At 74.0% G+C, this 18,057-nt stretch carries 16 protein-coding genes; 3 read left to right on the top strand and 13 right to left on the bottom strand.

The features are described from left to right. Window positions 1-25: 25 nt before the first annotated feature. The 8 genes from ABRQ22_RS13765 to ABRQ22_RS13730 all read right to left on the bottom strand — a co-directional run bounded on the left by ABRQ22_RS13765 (window position 26) and on the right by ABRQ22_RS13730 (window position 8,888). Window positions 26-703 (bottom strand): hypothetical protein, encoded by a 678-nt coding sequence (locus ABRQ22_RS13765; protein ID WP_353707133.1) that lies wholly within the window; start codon window positions 701-703, stop codon window positions 26-28. After that, window positions 700-2,199 (bottom strand): WXG100 family type VII secretion target, encoded by a 1,500-nt coding sequence (locus ABRQ22_RS13760; RefSeq protein ID WP_353707132.1) that lies wholly within the window; start codon window positions 2,197-2,199, stop codon window positions 700-702. The genes ABRQ22_RS13765 and ABRQ22_RS13760 overlap by 4 nt, the downstream gene beginning before the upstream one ends. Before the next feature lie 172 nt (window positions 2,200-2,371). Next, a complete protein-coding gene (locus tag ABRQ22_RS13755) occupies window positions 2,372-2,662 on the bottom strand; it encodes a DUF1905 domain-containing protein (RefSeq protein WP_253051902.1) in 291 nt (96 codons plus the stop codon). Between the two features lie 102 nt (window positions 2,663-2,764). Further along, complete coding sequence (locus ABRQ22_RS13750; RefSeq protein WP_353707131.1) at window positions 2,765-3,991, bottom strand: aminotransferase class I/II-fold pyridoxal phosphate-dependent enzyme; 1,227 nt, start codon at window positions 3,989-3,991, stop codon at window positions 2,765-2,767. A 94-nt stretch (window positions 3,992-4,085) separates the two neighbouring features. Further along, window positions 4,086-4,919 (bottom strand): hypothetical protein, encoded by an 834-nt coding sequence (locus ABRQ22_RS13745; protein WP_353707130.1) that lies wholly within the window; start codon window positions 4,917-4,919, stop codon window positions 4,086-4,088. Continuing rightward, window positions 4,916-6,757, bottom strand: a complete 1,842-nt coding sequence (locus tag ABRQ22_RS13740; protein WP_353707129.1) for a DUF2156 domain-containing protein — start codon at window positions 6,755-6,757, stop codon at window positions 4,916-4,918. The genes ABRQ22_RS13745 and ABRQ22_RS13740 overlap by 4 nt, the downstream gene beginning before the upstream one ends. Window positions 6,758-6,884: 127 nt before the next feature. Continuing rightward, the gene (locus ABRQ22_RS13735) at window positions 6,885-7,619 is read right to left on the bottom strand and encodes a DedA family protein (protein ID WP_253051894.1); all 735 of its coding nucleotides are present in this window, start codon (window positions 7,617-7,619) and stop codon (window positions 6,885-6,887) included. 105 nt (window positions 7,620-7,724) lie between these two features. After that, window positions 7,725-8,888 carry a serine hydrolase domain-containing protein gene (locus ABRQ22_RS13730; protein ID WP_353707128.1) on the bottom strand — a complete coding sequence of 388 codons (1,164 nt, stop codon included), beginning with the start codon at window positions 8,886-8,888 and terminating at the stop codon, window positions 7,725-7,727. Between the two features lie 99 nt (window positions 8,889-8,987). On the opposite strand from ABRQ22_RS13730, the gene ABRQ22_RS13725 reads away from it, so the two are divergent. Beyond that, window positions 8,988-10,007, top strand: coding sequence for an LLM class flavin-dependent oxidoreductase (locus ABRQ22_RS13725; protein ID WP_353707127.1), 1,020 nt, complete (start codon window positions 8,988-8,990; stop codon window positions 10,005-10,007). On the opposite strand, the gene ABRQ22_RS13720 is transcribed toward ABRQ22_RS13725, so the two are convergent. From ABRQ22_RS13720 to ABRQ22_RS13705, 4 genes are all read right to left on the bottom strand, one after another. Continuing rightward, window positions 10,001-11,641 (bottom strand): polyamine aminopropyltransferase, encoded by a 1,641-nt coding sequence (locus ABRQ22_RS13720; RefSeq protein ID WP_353707126.1) that lies wholly within the window; start codon window positions 11,639-11,641, stop codon window positions 10,001-10,003. The two genes, ABRQ22_RS13725 and ABRQ22_RS13720, sit on opposite strands and share 7 nt — an antisense overlap. Window positions 11,642-11,643: 2 nt before the next feature. After that, complete coding sequence (locus ABRQ22_RS13715; RefSeq protein ID WP_047231757.1) at window positions 11,644-11,877, bottom strand: DUF350 domain-containing protein; 234 nt, start codon at window positions 11,875-11,877, stop codon at window positions 11,644-11,646. Window positions 11,878-11,986: 109 nt separating this feature from the next. Next, complete coding sequence (locus tag ABRQ22_RS13710) at window positions 11,987-12,742, bottom strand: DUF4178 domain-containing protein (RefSeq protein ID WP_253051886.1); 756 nt, start codon at window positions 12,740-12,742, stop codon at window positions 11,987-11,989. Further along, a complete protein-coding gene (locus ABRQ22_RS13705) occupies window positions 12,739-13,080 on the bottom strand; it encodes an S-adenosylmethionine decarboxylase (RefSeq protein WP_253051884.1) in 342 nt (113 codons plus the stop codon). The genes ABRQ22_RS13710 and ABRQ22_RS13705 overlap by 4 nt, the downstream gene beginning before the upstream one ends. Before the next feature lie 186 nt (window positions 13,081-13,266). On the opposite strand from ABRQ22_RS13705, the gene ABRQ22_RS13700 reads away from it, so the two are divergent. After that, entirely contained in the window at window positions 13,267-13,686 is a 420-nt protein-coding gene (locus ABRQ22_RS13700) for a VOC family protein (protein WP_353707125.1), read from the top strand. A 112-nt stretch (window positions 13,687-13,798) separates the two neighbouring features. After that, entirely contained in the window at window positions 13,799-14,068 is a 270-nt protein-coding gene (locus tag ABRQ22_RS13695) for a GlsB/YeaQ/YmgE family stress response membrane protein (RefSeq protein WP_253051880.1), read from the top strand. A gap of 158 nt (window positions 14,069-14,226) precedes the next feature. On the opposite strand, the gene ABRQ22_RS13690 is transcribed toward ABRQ22_RS13695, so the two are convergent. Further along, window positions 14,227-17,838 carry a LamG-like jellyroll fold domain-containing protein gene (locus ABRQ22_RS13690; protein WP_353707124.1) on the bottom strand — a complete coding sequence of 1,204 codons (3,612 nt, stop codon included), beginning with the start codon at window positions 17,836-17,838 and terminating at the stop codon, window positions 14,227-14,229. Window positions 17,839-18,057: the final 219 nt, after the last annotated feature.

The raw sequence follows: 18,057 nt of genomic DNA, 5'->3' as shown, positions 1-18,057 counted from the left end.
CACGCGGAGGAGGCCGGCCGAGCCGTCAGTCCGGGGTGACCGGGCTGATCGCGTACCAGAGCCGGATGCTCTCGTCGCCGCCCGGCCCGGGCTCGTGGCTGATCTGCACGGACGTGACGACGTCGCCGTTCGAGCCGTTGATGCCCGTGCGCTCGCGCGTCCCGCCCGTGCGCGACGCGTCGAGCGACGCCGGGAGCTCGTCGAGCCAGCGGTCCACCTGCGACCGGGGGAAGCCGAGGACCTCGGCGTCGGCGACGAGCTGGTCGTGGACCGCCTGGCCGCCGGACAGCGTGCGGAACACGTTGATCGTGCTCACGTACCCCCGTCGGGGCTGGATCGTCAGCTCCTCGGCCGTCGTGGACCACGTCCCGTCCGGGAGGGTCAGCTCGACCTGCGCCGCGCCGTCGGGCACCCGCACGACGGCCTGCGACTCGCCCAGCCCCACGGACTCCGCGGTGATCGGCCTGCTCACGTCCCAGCGCATGGGCTCGCCCCTCTCGATGTCCTCGATCGTCGTCGTCCCGGCCTCGTCGCCCGACGCCGTCCCTCCGGTCGCCGTGCTCGTCCCGCCCGGGCTCGCGGTCGCGTCGTCCGGACCGCCGAACGTCACGGTGCACGCCGTCAGGACGAGCGAGCCGGCGAGCACGACGACCGCGGCCCGAGCCGCCGTCCGCCGCCGCCCGGCCAGGCCGAGCCGGCTCACTGGTCCACGTCCACGTCCCACTCGGTCAGTCTGTCAAGGATGCGGCCGATGCGTGCGGGGTTCGTGAGCCGGTAGTCGTCGATCCGGTCGGAGACGTCGGTGCCGATGATCTGCGCCGCCTGGTCCGGGTGCTGGGTGACGAGCTGCTGGTAGGCGGGCAGGGTGTCGTTCGCGATGTACTCCCAGCGCGTCGCCTGGTCGGCGATGTTGCCGCCCGGGAGCGGGGTCTCGACCGTCACGGTCCCCTGCACGGGGTTGTCGAAGGAGATGCCCGTGAACGGGATGCCGATGTTCTCCGGGCCGGGCGTCTCGACGCTCACCGTAAAGGGGTCGTACTGCGCGTACGTGCCCGCGCCCGGGATCGACGGCTCGCCGACGAGCGTCATGAGGTACGTGAACGCCTCGCCCGTGACGGGGTGGCCGCGCATGGTCTGCCAGTCGTCAGCGATGATCTGGTTCTGCTCGCGCCACAGCAGCGCGGTGTTGCCGTCCGCGAGCGCCTGCGCGTCACCCGCCCGTCCGGCCTCGATGTCCGCCCACGCCTGGTACGCGGCGTCGTCGATGACGCCGGCCTCGAGCAGCCGCTCCATCTCCTCCATGCCGCCGTTCAGGTACGCCTCGTGCATGACGGCCTGGTCGACGAAGATCTCGCGTTGCATCGACAGGAACTGGTTCTCGTAGAACCCGAGCTCGGCGTCGGTCATGGTCGCGATCGCCTCGAGGGCCGCGCGGTCCACGCCGGGCGGGAGGGCCCGCGCACCGGTCGCGACGTCCTGCGCGAGCTGCCGCATCATGTCGAGGTCGAAGAACCCGGCGGCGAACGACGGCCCGATCATCGCCGCCATGCCGGCCCACTGCATCCACGGCTGGTCGAGGTAGAGCTCGCCGTAGTACGTGTAGACGCCCTCGATGATCTCGCGGTTCGCGGACGCCCCGGCCGACGGGTCCCAGTCGGCGAAGTCGAAGCCCGCCTCGGCCGCGGCGACGCGCGTCCAGTGCGCGACGACGAGGTCCGAGAAGCCGGGCGAGTCCGGGTCGACGCCGAGCCGCACGAGCTGCGCGTAGAGCGCGGCGACCTGGGCGTCCGTCGCGCTCGCGAGCCACTCCGCGCGCTCGCTCGCGTCCATCGCGGCGTACTCGGCGGGGGTGGGCGTGGGGACGCTCTGCCGGGGGCCGCCGGGTCCCGACGTGGGGCCGCCGCCGGGGCCGCCCAGGGTGCCGCCGCCGTCGCTGCTCGCGGACTCCTGCTGGTCGGCGTCGGCGGCGAGCTGGTCGGCCGCGGTGTCGAGGAGGGTCGCGGCGGCGGCGAGCGAGGGTCCGAGGCTCGCGGCCCAGTCGCCGCGGAACTCCGCGGCGTCGGGGCCCTCCCAGCGGGTCGCGGCGTCGACGACGGACGTCACCTGCGCCCGGTGGGCGCGCAGCGCGTCCGCACCCCCGCGCAGGGTCGACGCGAGCGCGCGCAGCGCCCGGACGTCGGCGCCCCACAAGCCGCTCATGCCGTCTCCTCCCCGCACCTGCGCGTGTCCCCTCACGCGCACGTGTCGACAGCCTCGTCTCGACGGTCGCACGCCGACGCTACGCGGCGCGCACGTCCGCCGCGATGGGGAGCGCTGCCCATCCCGCCCGACGCGACGGGCGTCGTCGCGCGGGACGGGTCGCGGGCGGGCCTCAGCTCAGACGTCGTTCGAGGCGCACGGTGACGGTGTCGCCCACGTCCTTGCCGAGGCGCTTGCGCACGGCCGCGTTGAGCGACAGCATCAGGCCGCCCGCGCCGGTCGGCATCAGCCCGACGTTCCGCAGGGGGACGTCGTCGACGGTCGCGTCGACCCGCACCGACCGCAGGGACCCGAAGATCTCGCGCGCCTCCGGCACCTCGACGCAGGGCCAGGTGTCGCCCTTGACGTCGACGCCGACGGGCGCGGTGAACGTGCGGTCGAGGGGGACGGGATCGAACGGCATGGTGCCTCCGGGGGTCGGGGTGCTGGTCGGGCTGTCGGTCGAGGTGATGACCGTGCGCGCGGCGCGAAGTCGTCGGTCGCCGGGGCGCCGGGGCGCCGGGCGTCAGGATCGCGCGAGGGAGGTGCCCATGCGCTCCACAGCCTCGGTGAGCACGTCGACGCCGGTCGCGAGGTTGAGGCGCACGTGGCCCTCGCCGCCGGGGCCGAACCGGCGCCCGTCCTCCAGCGCGACGCGCGCCCGGTCGAGGAACCAGCCGCGCGGGTCCCGCGCCGGTGCCGGGGCGCCGTCGGAGGAGGGGACGCCGTCGATCCCCCGACAGTCGAGCCACGCGAGGTAGGTCGCCTCGCCGGGGCGGTAGCCGACCTCCGGCAGGTGCTCCGTGAGCAGGTCGGCGAGGAGCCACGCGTTGCGCTCGACGCCCGCGAGCACGGCGTCGAGCCACGCCTCCCCGTGGTCGAGCGCGGCCACGTGCGCGAGCACCGACACGTGCTGCACGCCGTGGCTCGCCTCCTCGGGGATCCGGCGCAGGTCGTCGGCGGCGTCCGGTCCGGCGACGGCCGCCGCCGCCTTGATCCCCGGCAGGTTCCAGGCCTTGGACGCGGAGACGATCGCGACGGCCCGCTCGGAGCCCGGGACGGCGAGGAGCGGGGTGTGGGTCGTCGCCGTGCGGCCGTCGAGGCCCGGGCGGGTGAGCGGCGCGTGGATCTCGTCCGCGACGACGCGCACCCCGTACCGGGCGGCGAGCGCGAGCCCCGCCTCCAGCTCCGCGGGGGTGTGGATCGTCCCGGTGGGATTCTGCGGGTTGCACACGAGCCAGACGGCGCGACGCCCGCTCCCGGGGCCGCGCCCGTTCGCGGCGACGCCCGTCGCGTCGGCGAACGCGCGCTCGAGCGCGCCGAGGTCGAGCCGCCCGTCGGTGCCCAGCGGCGCATCGACCACCCGCCGCCCCTCGTTCGCGGTGAACCCGTAGAACGGCGGATAGACGGGTGGGTTCACGACGACCGCGTCGCCCGGTGCCGTGAGCACGCGCAGCACCTCGACGATCGCGAGCATGACGTCGGGCAGGGTGCGCGACATCGACGCGTCGAACGACCAGCCCCACCGGCGCTCCGCGAACCGCGCGTACGCCTCGCCGTAGGCGGTGCCGACGTCGTACCCGGTGTCGCCCGCGCGCAGGGCCGCGGTGACGGCGTCGACCACGGCCTCGCACGGCGCGACGTCCATCTCCGCGACGAACAGCGGCAGCACGTCGGGGTCGAACGCGCGCCACTTCACCGACGTCCGACGGCGCAGCTCGTCGAGCGTGAGGACGTCCAGGGGTGTGCGCATCGTTCTCCTCCCTCGGTGCCGAACCCGGGACGGCTCCTCAGGAAGCCGTGCGCGTGGGGAGCGACCCCGGGTTCGGCGGGTCGATTCGGCCACCCTAGGTCGTGTCCGGGGCCGCGGGCGTCGGGACCGGTTCCTCCGCCGCGGCGTTCGCCGGGCTCGTCGCGAGGACGACGCAGCCGCCCACCGCGGCGAGCGTCGCGAGCCCCGCGGGCACGGCCCAGCCCGACCGCACGACGTCGCCCAGCACCGCGAGCCCCACGATCCCGGGCACGAGCACCTCGAGGACGGACACGGTCGCGGCGACGGTGCCGACGGCGCCGCGCTCGAGCGCGCGCAGGTACGCGAGCGCGCCCGCGACGCCGCCGAGGACGATCGCGACGGCGAGCGGCTGGAGGACGGTGTCGAGCAGGTCGCCGGACGCGTGGGCCCCGCGCGCGGCCACCGCCGCCACCGAGTACCCGAGGCCGCCGAGCACGGCGAGGAGCACGGGGTGCCCGCGCCGGTACGCGGCGGCCGTGCCCACCGCGACGGCGGCCCCGGCGACGTTCACCCACGTCACGAAGCCTGCCGGCGGGTGCGTCGCGGGCTGCTCCCCCGCCGCGAGCGCGAGCACGACGAGGCCCAGCACGACGACGCCCATCGCCACGAGGTCCGTGCGGCGCAGCGTCGCGCCGAGCACGAGCCGCGCGAGCAGCACGACGACGACCAGCGACGCCGCGACGACGGCCTGCACGACGAACAGCGGCAGGTGGTCGAGGGCGAGGAGCGAGAGGAGCCACGCGACGCCGTCGACCACGAGCCCGCCGATGACGAGCGGCTGCGCCACGACCGCGAGGCCGTGCGCCCGGCGCGTCGCGACCGCCTGCATGATGGTGCTCACCGCGTACAGGACGCTGGCGGCGACGGCGGCGAGGAGCGACAGGATCACGAGGTCTCGTCCTCGGCCGCGGTGTCGGGTCGGGACGGCGCGACGCCCGGAGCGGGCTCCGCCGGCGCGGTGCCCACCCCACGCAGGAACCGGCCGATCACGGGGATCTCCGTGACCCCCTCCGCGCCGGCCATGACGAGCGCCTGCGCGGCGGCCTGCTCCGCCGAGTCGAGGACGACGTAGCGGCGCGTCCAGCCGGGGTCGAACTTGTCGTTGAACGTCGCGAGCGTCTCCACCTGCGTGCCCTCGGAGAACCGCTTGACGACGGGCCGCACGAGCTGGTCGAGCCGCGAGTCGCGCTCGCCCTCCATGAGCTCGCGCAGGACGGCGAAGTTGAGGCCCAGACCGCTCTGGCCCCGCGCGACGAGCTCCGCGATCGTCGCGACGATCGTCGCGTCGACGAGGCCGTTCGGCAGGTCGGGGACGTCGAGGCGGCGCCGCATGACGTCGAGCGACCAGCCGTCGATGTCGCTCGCGGGCACCCACTGGCAGAACGCGTCCACGCGCCCCTCGGCGGACCGGGTGACGGAGAGCATGAGCCCGGTGTCGTGCGGGTCGAACAGGCGCGAGAGCGTCATGGAGAACCCCCGCTCGTCCTCGCCGCGCCGCGACTCGTCGCTCATCGCGGCGATCTCGTCGCGCAGCGCGGGGTCGAGGGTCGTGGGGTCGTGGAAGGTCGTCGTGTAGCCGGCGCGTGCGACGCGGTTCACGGCCTGGCGCAGCGACTTGTGGGCCTTGCCCTCGAGCGTGAACGACGGGCAGTCGACGGTCGCCTCGTCGCCGAGGTAGGCCGGGAGCAGGCCCGACGCCTCGTAGACGGGCAGCCACGACTCCCCCGCCGCGACGACCGCGACCTTCCAGCCGTTGCGCGCGACGTGGTCGAGGAACTCGGCCCAGACGAGCTCGCGCTCGGCCGGCGGGCAGACCGGGTCGGGCGAGACGAGGCACACGCCGTTGCGGACCGAGTGGGCCACGACCCCGTGGCCGACGAAGAACCAGTCCTTGTCGTCGCGCAGGGCGAAGTAGTCGAGCGTGCCGCCCCCGTGCGCCGCCACGACGGCGCGCGCCTTCTCCCGCTCGGCGAGGTGCTCCGCGGGCGTCGCGGGCCTGGGCGACCGCGGCGAGAGCAGCCACCAGAGCACGAGCACCACGAGCACGAGGTTCAGCACCGTCGCGACGGCGGCGATCCCGCGGGCCGCGCTCTCGAGCTCGGCGTCGCCCGCGTCGCGCGCCGCGAGCACCACGGCGACCGCGACCACGACGAGGACGAGCGCGACGCCGATCGCGACGAGGAGCAGCACCGCCCGGCGCACCGCGCGCCGCGTGGGCAGGACGGGGAACGCGCGCCACTGCGTGAGCAGCCACCCGACGGCGAGCAGCACGACGACCGCGGGCAGCGCGTGCCGGTGGTGCACCAGGTGCGCGACCGCCGTCAGGCCCAGCACCGCGCACGTGACGACCCACGAGAGCCGGTGGCCGTTGCGCAGGCCTCGCGCCGTGAGGAGCAGCACGACGGCGGCGAGCAGGATGCTCGACGCGCGGCTGCTCGCCTCGACGCCGGGCAGGAAGTCCTGGAAGACGGTCAGCCGTTCCCAGAGCCGCCGCGCGACGAGGCCCGCGAGCGAGAGCACCGCGAGCACCACGACGACGGTCGCGGCGACCCGGCGCACGCGGACCCGGTGCCGCTGGGCCGCGAGCGGGGAGTGCCGCCCCGTCGCGACGAGCGCCCCGTCGGCGCCGACGGCCTGCGCGGCTCGCGACGCGCCGGACGACGCGCTCGGTGACGGGCTCGCTGACGGGCTCGGCGACGCGCTCGGTCGGTGGGTCTCGTCGGGCACGCTCCGATCATCCGCCAGGCCCGTCCCGACCGCGCGGGCGGGCGGCCACGGGGCGCGGCCGCGATACGAGCGCGGGGGCACCCGGGTCGGAACGCTCCGAGTCCGGACCGTCAGGCGTCGGGAGCGGTCAGGCCTCGTCCCGGGCGGGCGACGACGACCGCGCGCCGCGCGCGTGGGCGGGGCGCTCGTCGTCGTTCACCCAGCGCCAGACGCGCGTCACGACGAACCACACGACCGCGGCCGCGACGACCACGATCACGATCTTCTGGAGCACGCCCGCGTACTCCTCCACGACGTGCCACTGCTCGCCGAGCGCGTACCCGGCGTAGACGAAGATCGTGTTCCACACGAGGCTGCCCGCCGCGGACAGGCCGAGGAACTTCCACAACGGCATGCGCTCGACCCCGGCCGGGATCGAGATGAGGCTGCGGAAGATCGGGATGAAGCGACCGAAGAAGACGGTCGCGCCGCCGTGCTTGAGGAAGAACTGCTCGGTGCGGTCGACGTCCGCGACCTTGACGAGCGGCAGGCGCTCCGCCACCCAGCGCGTGCGCTCGCGCCCGACGAGCGCCCCGACGAGGTACAGCGCCAGCGCCCCGACGACCGACCCGGCCGTCGTCCACACGATCGCCTCGACGAGCCCGAAGCTGCCCTGGCTCGCGGTGAAGCCCGCGAGCGGCAGGATGATCTCGCTCGGCAGGGGCGGGAACAGGTTCTCGAGCGCGATCGCGATCGCCGCGCCGACTGGCCCCAGCGTCTCCATGAGGTTCACAGCCCAGCCGGCGACGCCGTCGAGCGCGGGCTCCGCCGTCGACGCGGCGGGCAGGGCGGCCGAGAGGGCGGTCGAGAGTCCGGAGGGCATGGTCCCCGAGCCTAGGCGAGCGTCGGGACCCCGCTGGGCCGATGCGGGCGAGACCGTGTGGAGGTCTCGTGCGAAGCCGCCCGGACGGACCCTGCCCGGCCCGCGTCAGCCGCGCACCAGCGCGTCGATCCTCCGGACCGGGTCCCAGGCGCCCGCCTCGCCGTTGGAGACGACGACGACCGTCACGCCCGGCGCCCCGGCCGGCGGGAGACCGTCCGGGACGGATCCGCCCGCGTCCGGGTAGTGACGGAGCATCGCGCTCGACCCGGTGTTGATCCCCTCCTTGTACGCGGAGCGCACGGACCCGTCGGCGAGCAGCTCGAACTCGAGCCCGAACCCGTAGTGCACGCTCGCCGCGCGCTCGACGCCCTCGGCGTCCTTGTCGTCCGTCTCGTCCGTGTCGCCGTCGTCGTGCTTGACCTGCGGCGTGAGGAACGCGCGCGTGAGGTCGGGCGGCAGGAGCTCGCCGCCGCGGACCGCCGCCCAGAACCGGGCGAGGTCGCGCGCGGTGACATGCGCGCCGCCGTCGGGCGAGCCGACGGGCGGGTAGGAGTAGATGTTCTGCCGCCAGCCGGTGACGGGCGCCTCGTCGTCCGGACCCTCGCGGACGGGCTCCCAGCCCTCCGCGACGTCGGGTTCGGCCTCGTCCATGCGGAAGAACCCGGAGCGGTCCATGCCGGCGCGCGCGAAGACGTGCTCGCGGACGTACTCGCGGTAGGTCGTCCCGGTGACCTTCTCCAGCGCGAGCCCCGCGAGGACGAACCCGACGTTGCAGTACCGGCAGCCCTCCCCCGGCGGGAAGTTCGGCTCCTTGTGGACGAAGCCGGGGAGGAAGTCGGCCGTGCGCGTCACGGAGTAGCTCGGCCGGTCGACCCACAGCGCCTCGTACGACTCGCCCGCCTCCTCGTCGGCGTCGTCGGCGATGCCCGAGGTGTGCGTGAGCAGGTGCCGGAGCGTCACCTCGCGCGGGATCGTCGTGCCCGCGAGGTCGACGTGGTCGTGGATGCGGTCGTCGAGCCCGAGCCGCCCCTCCCCGACCTGCTGGAGCACCGCGACGGCGGTGAACAGCTTGGTCACGGACGCGACGTCGAACCGCGTGCTCGTACGGACCGGGACGCCCCAGCGCCGGGACGCGACGCCGTACGCGCGCTCGAAGAGCACGTCGCCGTCGCGCTCGATCCGCACCACGCCGGAGAACGCGTCGGCGTCGGCCGCCCCGCGCAGGTGGGTGTCGAGGGCGGCCAGGGCGTCGTCGTCGAGCACGGTCATGCCTCGACCGTAGGCGGGCTGCACCCGGGGCGGCCAGGTCTTTGCGGTCGCCGGTGGCGGGCGCAGCCCCTGGGAGCGCTGTCAGGGTACGGTCGCGGCATGGCGACCTCGACGACGACTCCTGCGCTCGGCGTGATCCTGCCGCGCGAGCTGCCCGCCGACCAGATCGTGCCGTTCGCGCGCCGCGCCGAGGAGGTGGGTCTGGACGAGGTGTGGGTCGTCGAGGACCTCACGTTCCACGGCGGGATCGCGCAGGCGGCGACCGTCCTGGCGACGACGCAGCGCCTCACCGTGGGCATCGGGATCCTCCCCGCCGCGACGCGCGCGCCGTCGACCGCCGCGATGGAGGCCGCGACGCTCGCCGCCCTGCACCCGGGCCGCCTGCACCTGGGGATCGGGCACGGCATGCCCGCGTGGATGCGGCAGATCGGCGTCTGGCCCGCGAGCCCGCTCGCGATGCTCGAGGAGACGACGTCGGCCGTGCGCGCGCTCCTGCACGGGGAGCGCGTCACGGTCTCGGGCCGGTACGTGACGGTCGACGACGTCGCGCTGCACGCCCCGCCGGCCTCGCCGCCGCCCGTGCTCGCCGGGGTGCGCGGCCCGCGCTCCCTCGAGGTCTCCGGCCGCGTCGCCGACGGGACGATCCTCGACATGCCCGTGACGCCCGAGTACCTGGCCGTCGCGCGCGCCGCTGTCGACGCCGGGCGGGCGAGCGCGGGCGACGACGCCCCGCCGGAGCACCGCGTCGTCGCGTTCTCGCTCGGCGCGGTGCACGACGACGTCGCGACCGCCCGCGCGATCGTCCGGCCGCACCTCGCCGTGCTGGGCGAGGCGGACTGGTCGGCGCAGATCGACCCGCTGCCGTTCGCCGACGACTTCCGCGCCCTGCGCGACGCGAGCGACACCCCCGAGGCGTTCGCCGCCGCGATGCCGGACGCGTGGGTCGACGCGCTCGCCGTCGTCGGTCCGCCCGACGCCTTCCGCGCCCGGCTCGCCGAGCTCGGCGCGGGCGGGGTGTCGAGCGTCGTGCTCGTCGCGACGAGCCCGGACCCGGCCCGCCCGGACGACCCCTTCGCGGCACTCGACGCGCTGGAGGCAGTGGCGCACGCGGCTCAGTAGCGCCAGGCGCGCATGTCCTCCTGGTACGTGCGCTGCACGGTCGGGGAGAGCAGGGTCGACGGCGGCAGGTCGCGCGGCGGATTGTCGGCGGGCAGGTGCGTGGTCGCGGCGAGCGACGCAGCGTCGTGGAACCGCAGGCCCTCGGGAAGCGGCGTGCGCGCGAAGAGCCCGGGGACGTCGTCGGGCGCCCCGGCCCCGCCAACCGCCCCGTCCTCGGGGAGGGAGAGCGCGAAGCCCCACTCGCCGAACGACGGGACGTTGATCGTGAGCGGCACGACCGCCCGGTCGGGCGCCGCGGCGCGGACGGTGGACACGACCTGCCAGAACGCGTCCGGCGTGAAGTACGACGACGTCGCCTGGGTCGCGAACGCGCCGCCCGGCCGCAGGTGCGCGGCGACCATGCCGTAGAACTCCTGCGAGTACAGCTTGGCGACCCGCTCGGTGGACGGGTCCACGAGGTCGACGAGCACGACGTCGAACGCCTGCGGGGTGTCCTCGACCCAGCGGAAGGCGTCGGCGTTGACGACCGTGACGCGCGGGTCGTCAAGCGCGTGCTCGTTGAGGTCGGTGAGGAGCCGGTTCTCGCGCGCGAGGTCGGTGACCGCGGGGTCGAGGTCGACGAGGGTGACCTCCTGCACCGAGTCGTACCGCAGCACCTCACGTGCGAGGAGTCCGTCGCCGCCGCCGAGGATCGCGACGGACGCGGGCGCGGCCACGGACGTCATCGCCGCGTGCGCGAGGGTCTCGTGGTACCGGGCCTCGTCGACGGAGGAGAACTGGAGCTGGTTGTCCAGGTAGAGGCGCGTGTCGCCGCGGTACTCGGTGACGACGACCTGCTGGTACGCGCTGCGCTCCTGCGCCACGACGGGGTCCTGGTACATGCCCGCGCTGATGCGCGTCTCGAGCCACGTGGACGCGGCGAACCCGGCGAGGAGGACGGCGAGCGTCACGCCGGCGAGGACGGTCCAGCGCGGCGGGTGGCCCATGCGCGCGAGCATGAAGGCCGCGACCGCGACGTTGAGCACGGCGACGGCGAACGCGGTGCGGACGAGCCCGAGGTACGGCAGCAGGAGGAACGGGAACAGCAGCGACGCCGCGAGCGCCCCGAAGTAGTCGAGCGCGAGCACCTTCGACAGGAGCGAGACGGACCCCTCGCTCCCCCGCTCCTTGAGCACCGCGACGAGCAGCGGGATCTCGACGCCGATCGCCGTGCCGATCGCGAGCGACAGGATCACGAACACGACCCACGCGAGCTCGGTCGACGCGTACGCCCAGAACAGCGCGAGCACCGACGTGCCGCCGAGGAGCGAGAGCACGAGCTCGTTGCGGACGAAGCTCAGGCCCGCGGCGCGCTGCAGCCGGGGCGCGAGGAGCGAGCCGAGGCCCATGCCGAACAGCGTGAGTCCCGTCGCGACGGAGAACGCGACGACGGAGTCGCCGAACAGGTACGACGCCGCCGTCCCGAGGATGAGCTCGTAGACGAGGCCGCCGACGGCGACGAGCAGCGCGGCGGCGAACACCGTCGGTCGGTCCATGCGGCGCGCGCGCCCGGCGCGGCCGGCCGCGGGGGCGACGTCGCCCTCGGCCTCGGGGGCCGCGGGCGCGCCGGGCGGGAGCTGTTCCTGGTCGAGCACGGTCAGGAGCTGATCGTCCCCGCGATGATGAGGCCGATCGCGACGGCGAGGCCCGCGATCATCACGCCGAACGCGACGTTGTGCTCGTCGACGAGCTCGCGGTGCAGGTTGAGCCGGAACACCTTGTTGGCGACCACGAGCGTGACGAGCAGCAGGACGATGCCGAGCGCCGAGTACAGGATGGTCGAGAAGAAGGACCAGAGGAACGCCAGCGGGGCGGCGGCGGTTGCGATCACGGTGTCTCCCGGAGTCAGGTCGTGGGGCGGTCGGGTGCGTCGGGCTGGAACGGCGGTCGGCGGCCGGGCACGGCGTCCCGCCCGCAGGGGCGTCCGACGGTCGGGCGGGTCACTTGCCGAGACCCCCGCCACCGCCGCCGTACACGGTGCGGCGCACACACGTGCCGCCCTGCTCGGTGGTGGTCACCTGGCCGGAGGGCGCGACGGTCTCGACGGTGCGGGGCGTGCACGCCCCGTCGCCGGACGCGGCCCGCGCCGTGCACGACGCGAAGAGCCCGACGAGCACGACGCCGGCGACCGCGAGGGCCACGAACCGTCCCCCGGGGAGCGTGCGCGGCGCGACGCGACGGCCGAAGAGCCGGCGCTGCTCGGCGGCGTCGAGGCGCCGGCCGCGGTACACGGCCGTCACGGGACCGAGCGGGCCGGTCGTGCGCTCGATCGAGACGATCGTCCCGTGGGCCGAGAGGTCGACGTACTCGACCTGCTGCCCCACGACGAACGGCTCGGCGAACTGCCCCTCGACGTGCTCGACACGACCCGTGCCGCGCTCGCGCACGACGAGCGAGTGCTGCCGGCCGTCGAGGCGCAGGGCGAGCGTGCGCCCGGTGTGCAGCGCGGAGAGGTCGACCACGGGCGGCCACGCCTCGGTCGGGTGCAGCAGCGTGACGTCGCGGGTGTCGTGGTCGTACTCGACCCAGACGTCCGAGCCGTCGTGGCCGAGGAGCTGCCACTCCTCCCACGTGAACGTGGTGCCGCCGTGCACGGTCGACAGGACGGCGACGGCGCGCGGCGTGGCGCGCTGGGGCGGCGTGCCGACGAGGTCCTCGCCGACCCGCATCGCGAGCCGCGGTCGGGTCCGGCTCACACGAGGCTCCGCACGGCGACGTCGGCCGCGCCCAGCGCGTCGGCGAGCAGGGCGCGCACGTCGTCGGTGAACGTGGCGGACGCCGGGGCGCGGCAGGTCGTGAGCGTCACGTAGGCGGTGCCGTGCTCGGGCCACGTGTGCACGGCGAGGTGGGACTCGGCGAGGAGGATCACGACGCTCGAGCCCTGCGGCTCGAAGCGGTGGGACGCCTCCCCGAGCGGCGTCATCCCCGCGTGGCGGACGATCGCGTCGAGGCACCGGCGGACCGTCGGGTCGTCGTCGAGCAGCGCCGGGTCCGCGCCCGTCACGTCGAAGACGTGGACGAGGTTGCGCTGCACGCCCGCTCCCCCCTGTTGCGCTCCTCGGTCCGTGGGCCGCACGCGGGTGAGCGGCCCGCGGTCCGGTGGCCGCGCCGTCGGGCCGCGCACACCCTAGCCGACCGGCGGAGCGGCGGTCCGCTCAGTCCGGGGGTCGCCACCGGTCCCTACAGGAGTCAGGTCCGCACCCACGACGTGGAGGTCATCATGGCCGCTCAGCTCAGCCCCTACCTGAACTTCGACGGCGACGCCCGCGAGGCCGTCGAGTTCTACGGCACCGTCTTCGGCGTCACGCCGGACATCAGCACCTACGACTCGATCGGGCCCGTCGACGACCCCGCGCAGGCCACGAAGGTCATGCACTCCCAGCTCCCCATCGAGGGCGTCGGGACGCTCATGGCGTCCGACGTGCCGCCGGGGACGACGCTCACGGACCACGCGTCGGTCGCGCTGTTCGGCGGCCCCGACGACCGCGAGCGCCTCCGTGCGTGGTTCGCCGCGCTCTCCGACGGCGCGCGGGAGGTCATGGCGATGGAGACCGCGCCGTGGGGAGACGAGTTCGGCATGCTCACCGACCGGTTCGGCGTCGGGTGGCTGGTGAACGTCTCCGGGCCCACCACGGCCTGACGCGGCGGGCCGGGCGGCGGCCCCCTCCGTCCGCGTGCGAGTCCACGCGGTCGCTGCGATGCTGGCGCGGCTGGGGGCAAAACCTCGCACAGCAGACGAAAAGGAGAAACCTATGGGTTGGCTCGCGTACATCGTCCTCGGCCTCGTCGCCGGTCTCGTCGCGCGTGCGGTGCTGCCGGGAAAGCAGACGGGCTCGCTGATCGTCACGATCCTGCTGGGCATCCTCGGGGCGCTGCTCGGTGGGTGGCTCGGCTCCGTCCTGTTCGGTACGTCGCTCGGTGACCTGGGCGACTTCCGGACCTGGCTCCTGGCGATCCTCGGCTCGCTGATCACGCTCGGGATCTACGGCGCGGTCACCCGGGGGAACCGTCGCAACGCCTGACGGACCCGGACCCACGACGTCTCGCACCGGGACGGTCACGACCGTGCGGGCGACGGTCACCGCCTGACCGGCGGCTCCCCGCACGACACGACGCCAGGCCCGCCCCGCCCGGAGAACCGGACGGGACGGGCCTGGCGTCTGCTGTCGGCGCCTGCCGGTCAGCCGCAGGTGGTCGCGTCGTACGGCGCGACGACCTCCGCGGTGACCTGCTCGCCGTCGACCGTGGCCGAGGCCGTGACGGTCGCCTCGCCCGCCTCGACGGACGTGCCGCGCACCGCGAACGACTGGTACGCGTTCGCACCCGGGGCCACGGCGCTGAACGCCTTGGTCCCGAACGGCGTGTCGAGCGTGACGTCCACGGGGACGTCCTCGCCGTTCGTCGCGCGCACGGCCACGTAGGCCTTGCCCGCGAGGCAGCGCGTCTGCGCGGTGACCGTCACGTCGAGCTCCGGCTCCTCGCCGTCGTCGCCGGCGTAGACCTGGGCGACCTCGGCGTCGGACAGCGCCCGGTCGAAGACGCGCACGTCGTCGATCGTGCCCGGCCAGTAGTCGACGGGGTTGCCGCTCCACTGCCCGCGACCGATCGTGAGCGGCCCGGACGGCGTGGTGCCGCCGCACACGTCGGACTGGCCGACGAGCTCGCCGTTGACGTAGAGCTTGAGCTTCTGGTCGGCCGCGTCGCGGACGCCCACGACGTGGTACCAGTCGCCGATCACCGGCTCGACGACGTACTCGGCCCGCGGCTCGCCCTCGTAGGAGAAGGCCCACCGGCCGCCCCCGCCGTACTGGAGGTAGAACGCGCTCGCGCCCACGGTGGAGTCCTGGCCCACGATGGTCGACCAGTTGCTCGGCTTCTTGTCGAGCTGGACCCACGCCGAGACCGTGTAGGAGCCGGTCGTGTCGACGACAGGCCCTTCGGTCGTGAAGTGGTCGTCGACGCCGTCGAGGTGGATGGCGGACCCGGTTCCGTCGCGCCCGGCCACCCACTCGCCCGTGCCCGACGCCGCGTGGTCGCCCACGCCGTCGGCCGCCGTCGTGCCCTGGCCCTCGTCGAACGACCAGCGGCCCGTGCCGGTCAGGCCCGGGGTGCCCGGGTCGACGGGCGCCGAGCCCTGCTTCGCCGCCGCGACGACCCGCTCGTTGACGTCCTTCACGCGCGCGGCGTCCATCTTGAGCACGCGACGGTCGTACGTGTAGAAGCCGTTGAGCTCGTTCTCGACGTCGGAGATCTCCGTGTACACCGAGCCGGACAGGTAGCACTGCGCCGGCCGCACGAGCTTCTCCGTGTTCTGCACGTACGCGTCCGTCAGCGCCTCGCTGTTCGCGACGCCGCCGTACGGGTTGGCGGACACGCCCGGCCACATGTGGCCCGGGACGCTCATCGAGAAGCCGCCGTGCTCGCCGTCGATCGCGGCGCGCGTGGCGTCCGGCTTCGGCAGCGCCGGGCCGGTGTACATGTGCCAGTCGATGATGTCGCCCGTCTTGGAGTCGCCCTTGGACGCGCAGCAGTTGTAGCCCGAGTGCGTGTTGAGGATGCGGCTCGGGTCGTACTCGTCGATCGTGTTGCCGATCCGCGCCGTGTCGGCGAGGTTCCACTCGCCCCAGCCCTCGTTGAACGTCACCCAGCCCACGATCGACGGCACCGAGCGGTGCTGGTCGATGATGTCCTTCATCTCCTGCTCCCAGAAGACGCGGGACGCCGGGTTCGTGTCGCCGTTGTTGAACCAGCCGCTCGGGATGTCCTGCCAGATCATCAGGCCGAGCGTGTCGGCGTGGTAGTAGAACCGCGCGGGCTCGACCTTGATGTGCTTGCGCAGCGTGTTGAAGCCCAGGTCCTTGTGGGCCTGGATGTCGAACACGTACGCCTCGTCGGACGCGGGCGTGTAGATGCCGTCCGGCCAGTAGCCCTGGTCGAGCGTCGACATGAGGAACGTCTTCTCGCCGTTGAGCAGGATGCGCTGGACGCCGTCCACCTCGGAGACCTCGATCGACCGCATGCCCGCATAGGAGGCCACCGTGTCGGTGGAGCCTCCGTCGGTGAGCGTGACGTCGACGTCGTAGAGGTACGGGTCCTCGGGCGACCACAGGTGCGCGTCCGGGATCTCGACCGTGAGCAGCTCGTTCGCGGCGCCGGTGACGGTGCCGACCTCGGTGCCCTCGGCGTCCCGCACGACGGCGGTCACCTCGGCGTCGTCCGACGCGGAGGCCGACTGCGCGGTCACCGCGAGCACGCCCGCCTCGACGTCGGGGGTCGTGACGACGGCGTCGATCGCCGCCGCGGGGACCGGCTCCATCCACACCGTCTGCCAGATGCCCGACGTCGGGGTGTAGAAGATGCCGCCCGGGTTGAGCGTCTGCTTGCCGACGGCCTGGTTGCTGCCGTCCGTCGTGTCGACGGCGCGCACCACGAGCTCCTGCTCGGTGCCCTCGACGAGCGCGTCGGTGACGTCCACGGAGAACGCCTCGTAGCCGCCGCGGTGGGTGCCGACCTGCTGGCCGTTGACGTACACGGTGGCGACGTAGTCGACGGCGCCGAAGTTGATGCGCAGCCGGTTGTCGCTCCCCACGGCCCAGTCCTGCGGCACCTCGAAGGTGCGGCGGTAGAACATGTCGTCCTCGCGGCGCTCGATGCCCGACAGCGCGGACTCGACCGCGTACGGGACGACGATCTCCTCGTCGAGGTCGCGACCGCTCGGCACGGCGTCGTCGGACTCCGCCGCCTCGAACTGCCAGACGCCGTTGAGGTTCTGCCACGCGTCGCGCGTGAGCTGCGGGCGCGGATACTCCGGCAGGGGGTTGGTGGGGTCGAAGTCGTCGGCCCACGGGGTCTGGATCCGGAACTCGGACCCGTTGGCGACCGGCAGGTTGAGCGAGCCGACCTTCTCGCCGCCGACGGTGAGGTCGCCCTCGCCGTCGTAGACCAGGCGGGCGGTCGACGCGCGGTCGACGGGCTCGGCGAGCGTGATGCCGAGGACGTCGCCCTGCGCCGCGACCTGCGCGACGGGCCACGCGAGCTGGTCCACCTGGACCTTGAGGTGGTCGACGAGGCTCTCGTCGACGCCGCCCGCGGCGCCCTGGAACGTCACGTTGAGGCTCGTGCCGTCGCTCTCGAGCGCGGCCTGCGCGGGGAAGACGACGAAGTCGTCGGGGTACGTGAACGCGTCGGTCGGCACGATCTCACGTTCCTGCGAGGGGCTCTGCCACCGCAACCGGAGGTGCGCACCGCCGGTGTTCTGGAACATCTCCATGCGGAACGAGTACTCCTGGCCCGCCTGGAGCTGGACCGGGGCGGAGGTCTGCTCGACGTCCCAGTCGTCGACCCAGTGGTCGATGACGAGCCGGTCGTCGATCCACAGCCGGAAGCCGTTGTCGCCGATCGCGGAGAACGTGTACGCCTCGCTGTAGTCGGGCGTGATCTTGCCCGTCCAGCGCGCGGACGTGCGCTCGCCGCGGCCCGTGAGCTCGGCGAACGTCGGGACCAGGTTGGGGAACTCGATCCGCTGGTCGGGGATCGTGGCCTTGAGGTCGGTGAGCGGCCAGCCGGGGCCGCCGGACAGGAAGTACTCGCCCTTGAGGCCGTTGTCGAGGGCGAGGTCCTGGGCCGCGACGTCCTGCGCGCCCGCCTCGTCCGTGGTCGTGGCCGCCGGCGTCGCGGTCGCACCGACCGCCGTCGCCACGGCCAGGGGGACCGTCAGCGCCGCGGCCAACGCCGCCGCGACGATCCTCGCGGGTCTGCCCCGTGGGGGCGCTACCGCTGTCATGGACTGCATCCGTGCTTCCTCCTCGTCGAGTGAATCCAGGGACTGCTTCGACGCGGCGGCGTACCGGGCTCCCGTGTCCGGCGGTCGCCTTCCTTGGCGCACCGCACGACGTCTCCCCAGAATCAAACAACTTCCACCAGAAAAAGACAACACCTCACAGCACAGGACATGACGCGGCAGCCCCAGGGACCCTCGGAAGACGCCGAACCCGGGGTCGGCGACGGGTGC

This window comes from Cellulosimicrobium sp. ES-005, from assembly GCF_040448685.1.
Lineage (GTDB): Bacteria > Actinomycetota > Actinomycetes > Actinomycetales > Cellulomonadaceae > Cellulosimicrobium > Cellulosimicrobium cellulans_G.
The sequence above is the reverse complement of the archived record's forward strand: the minus strand, read 5'-3'. Positions and strand labels throughout refer to the sequence as shown.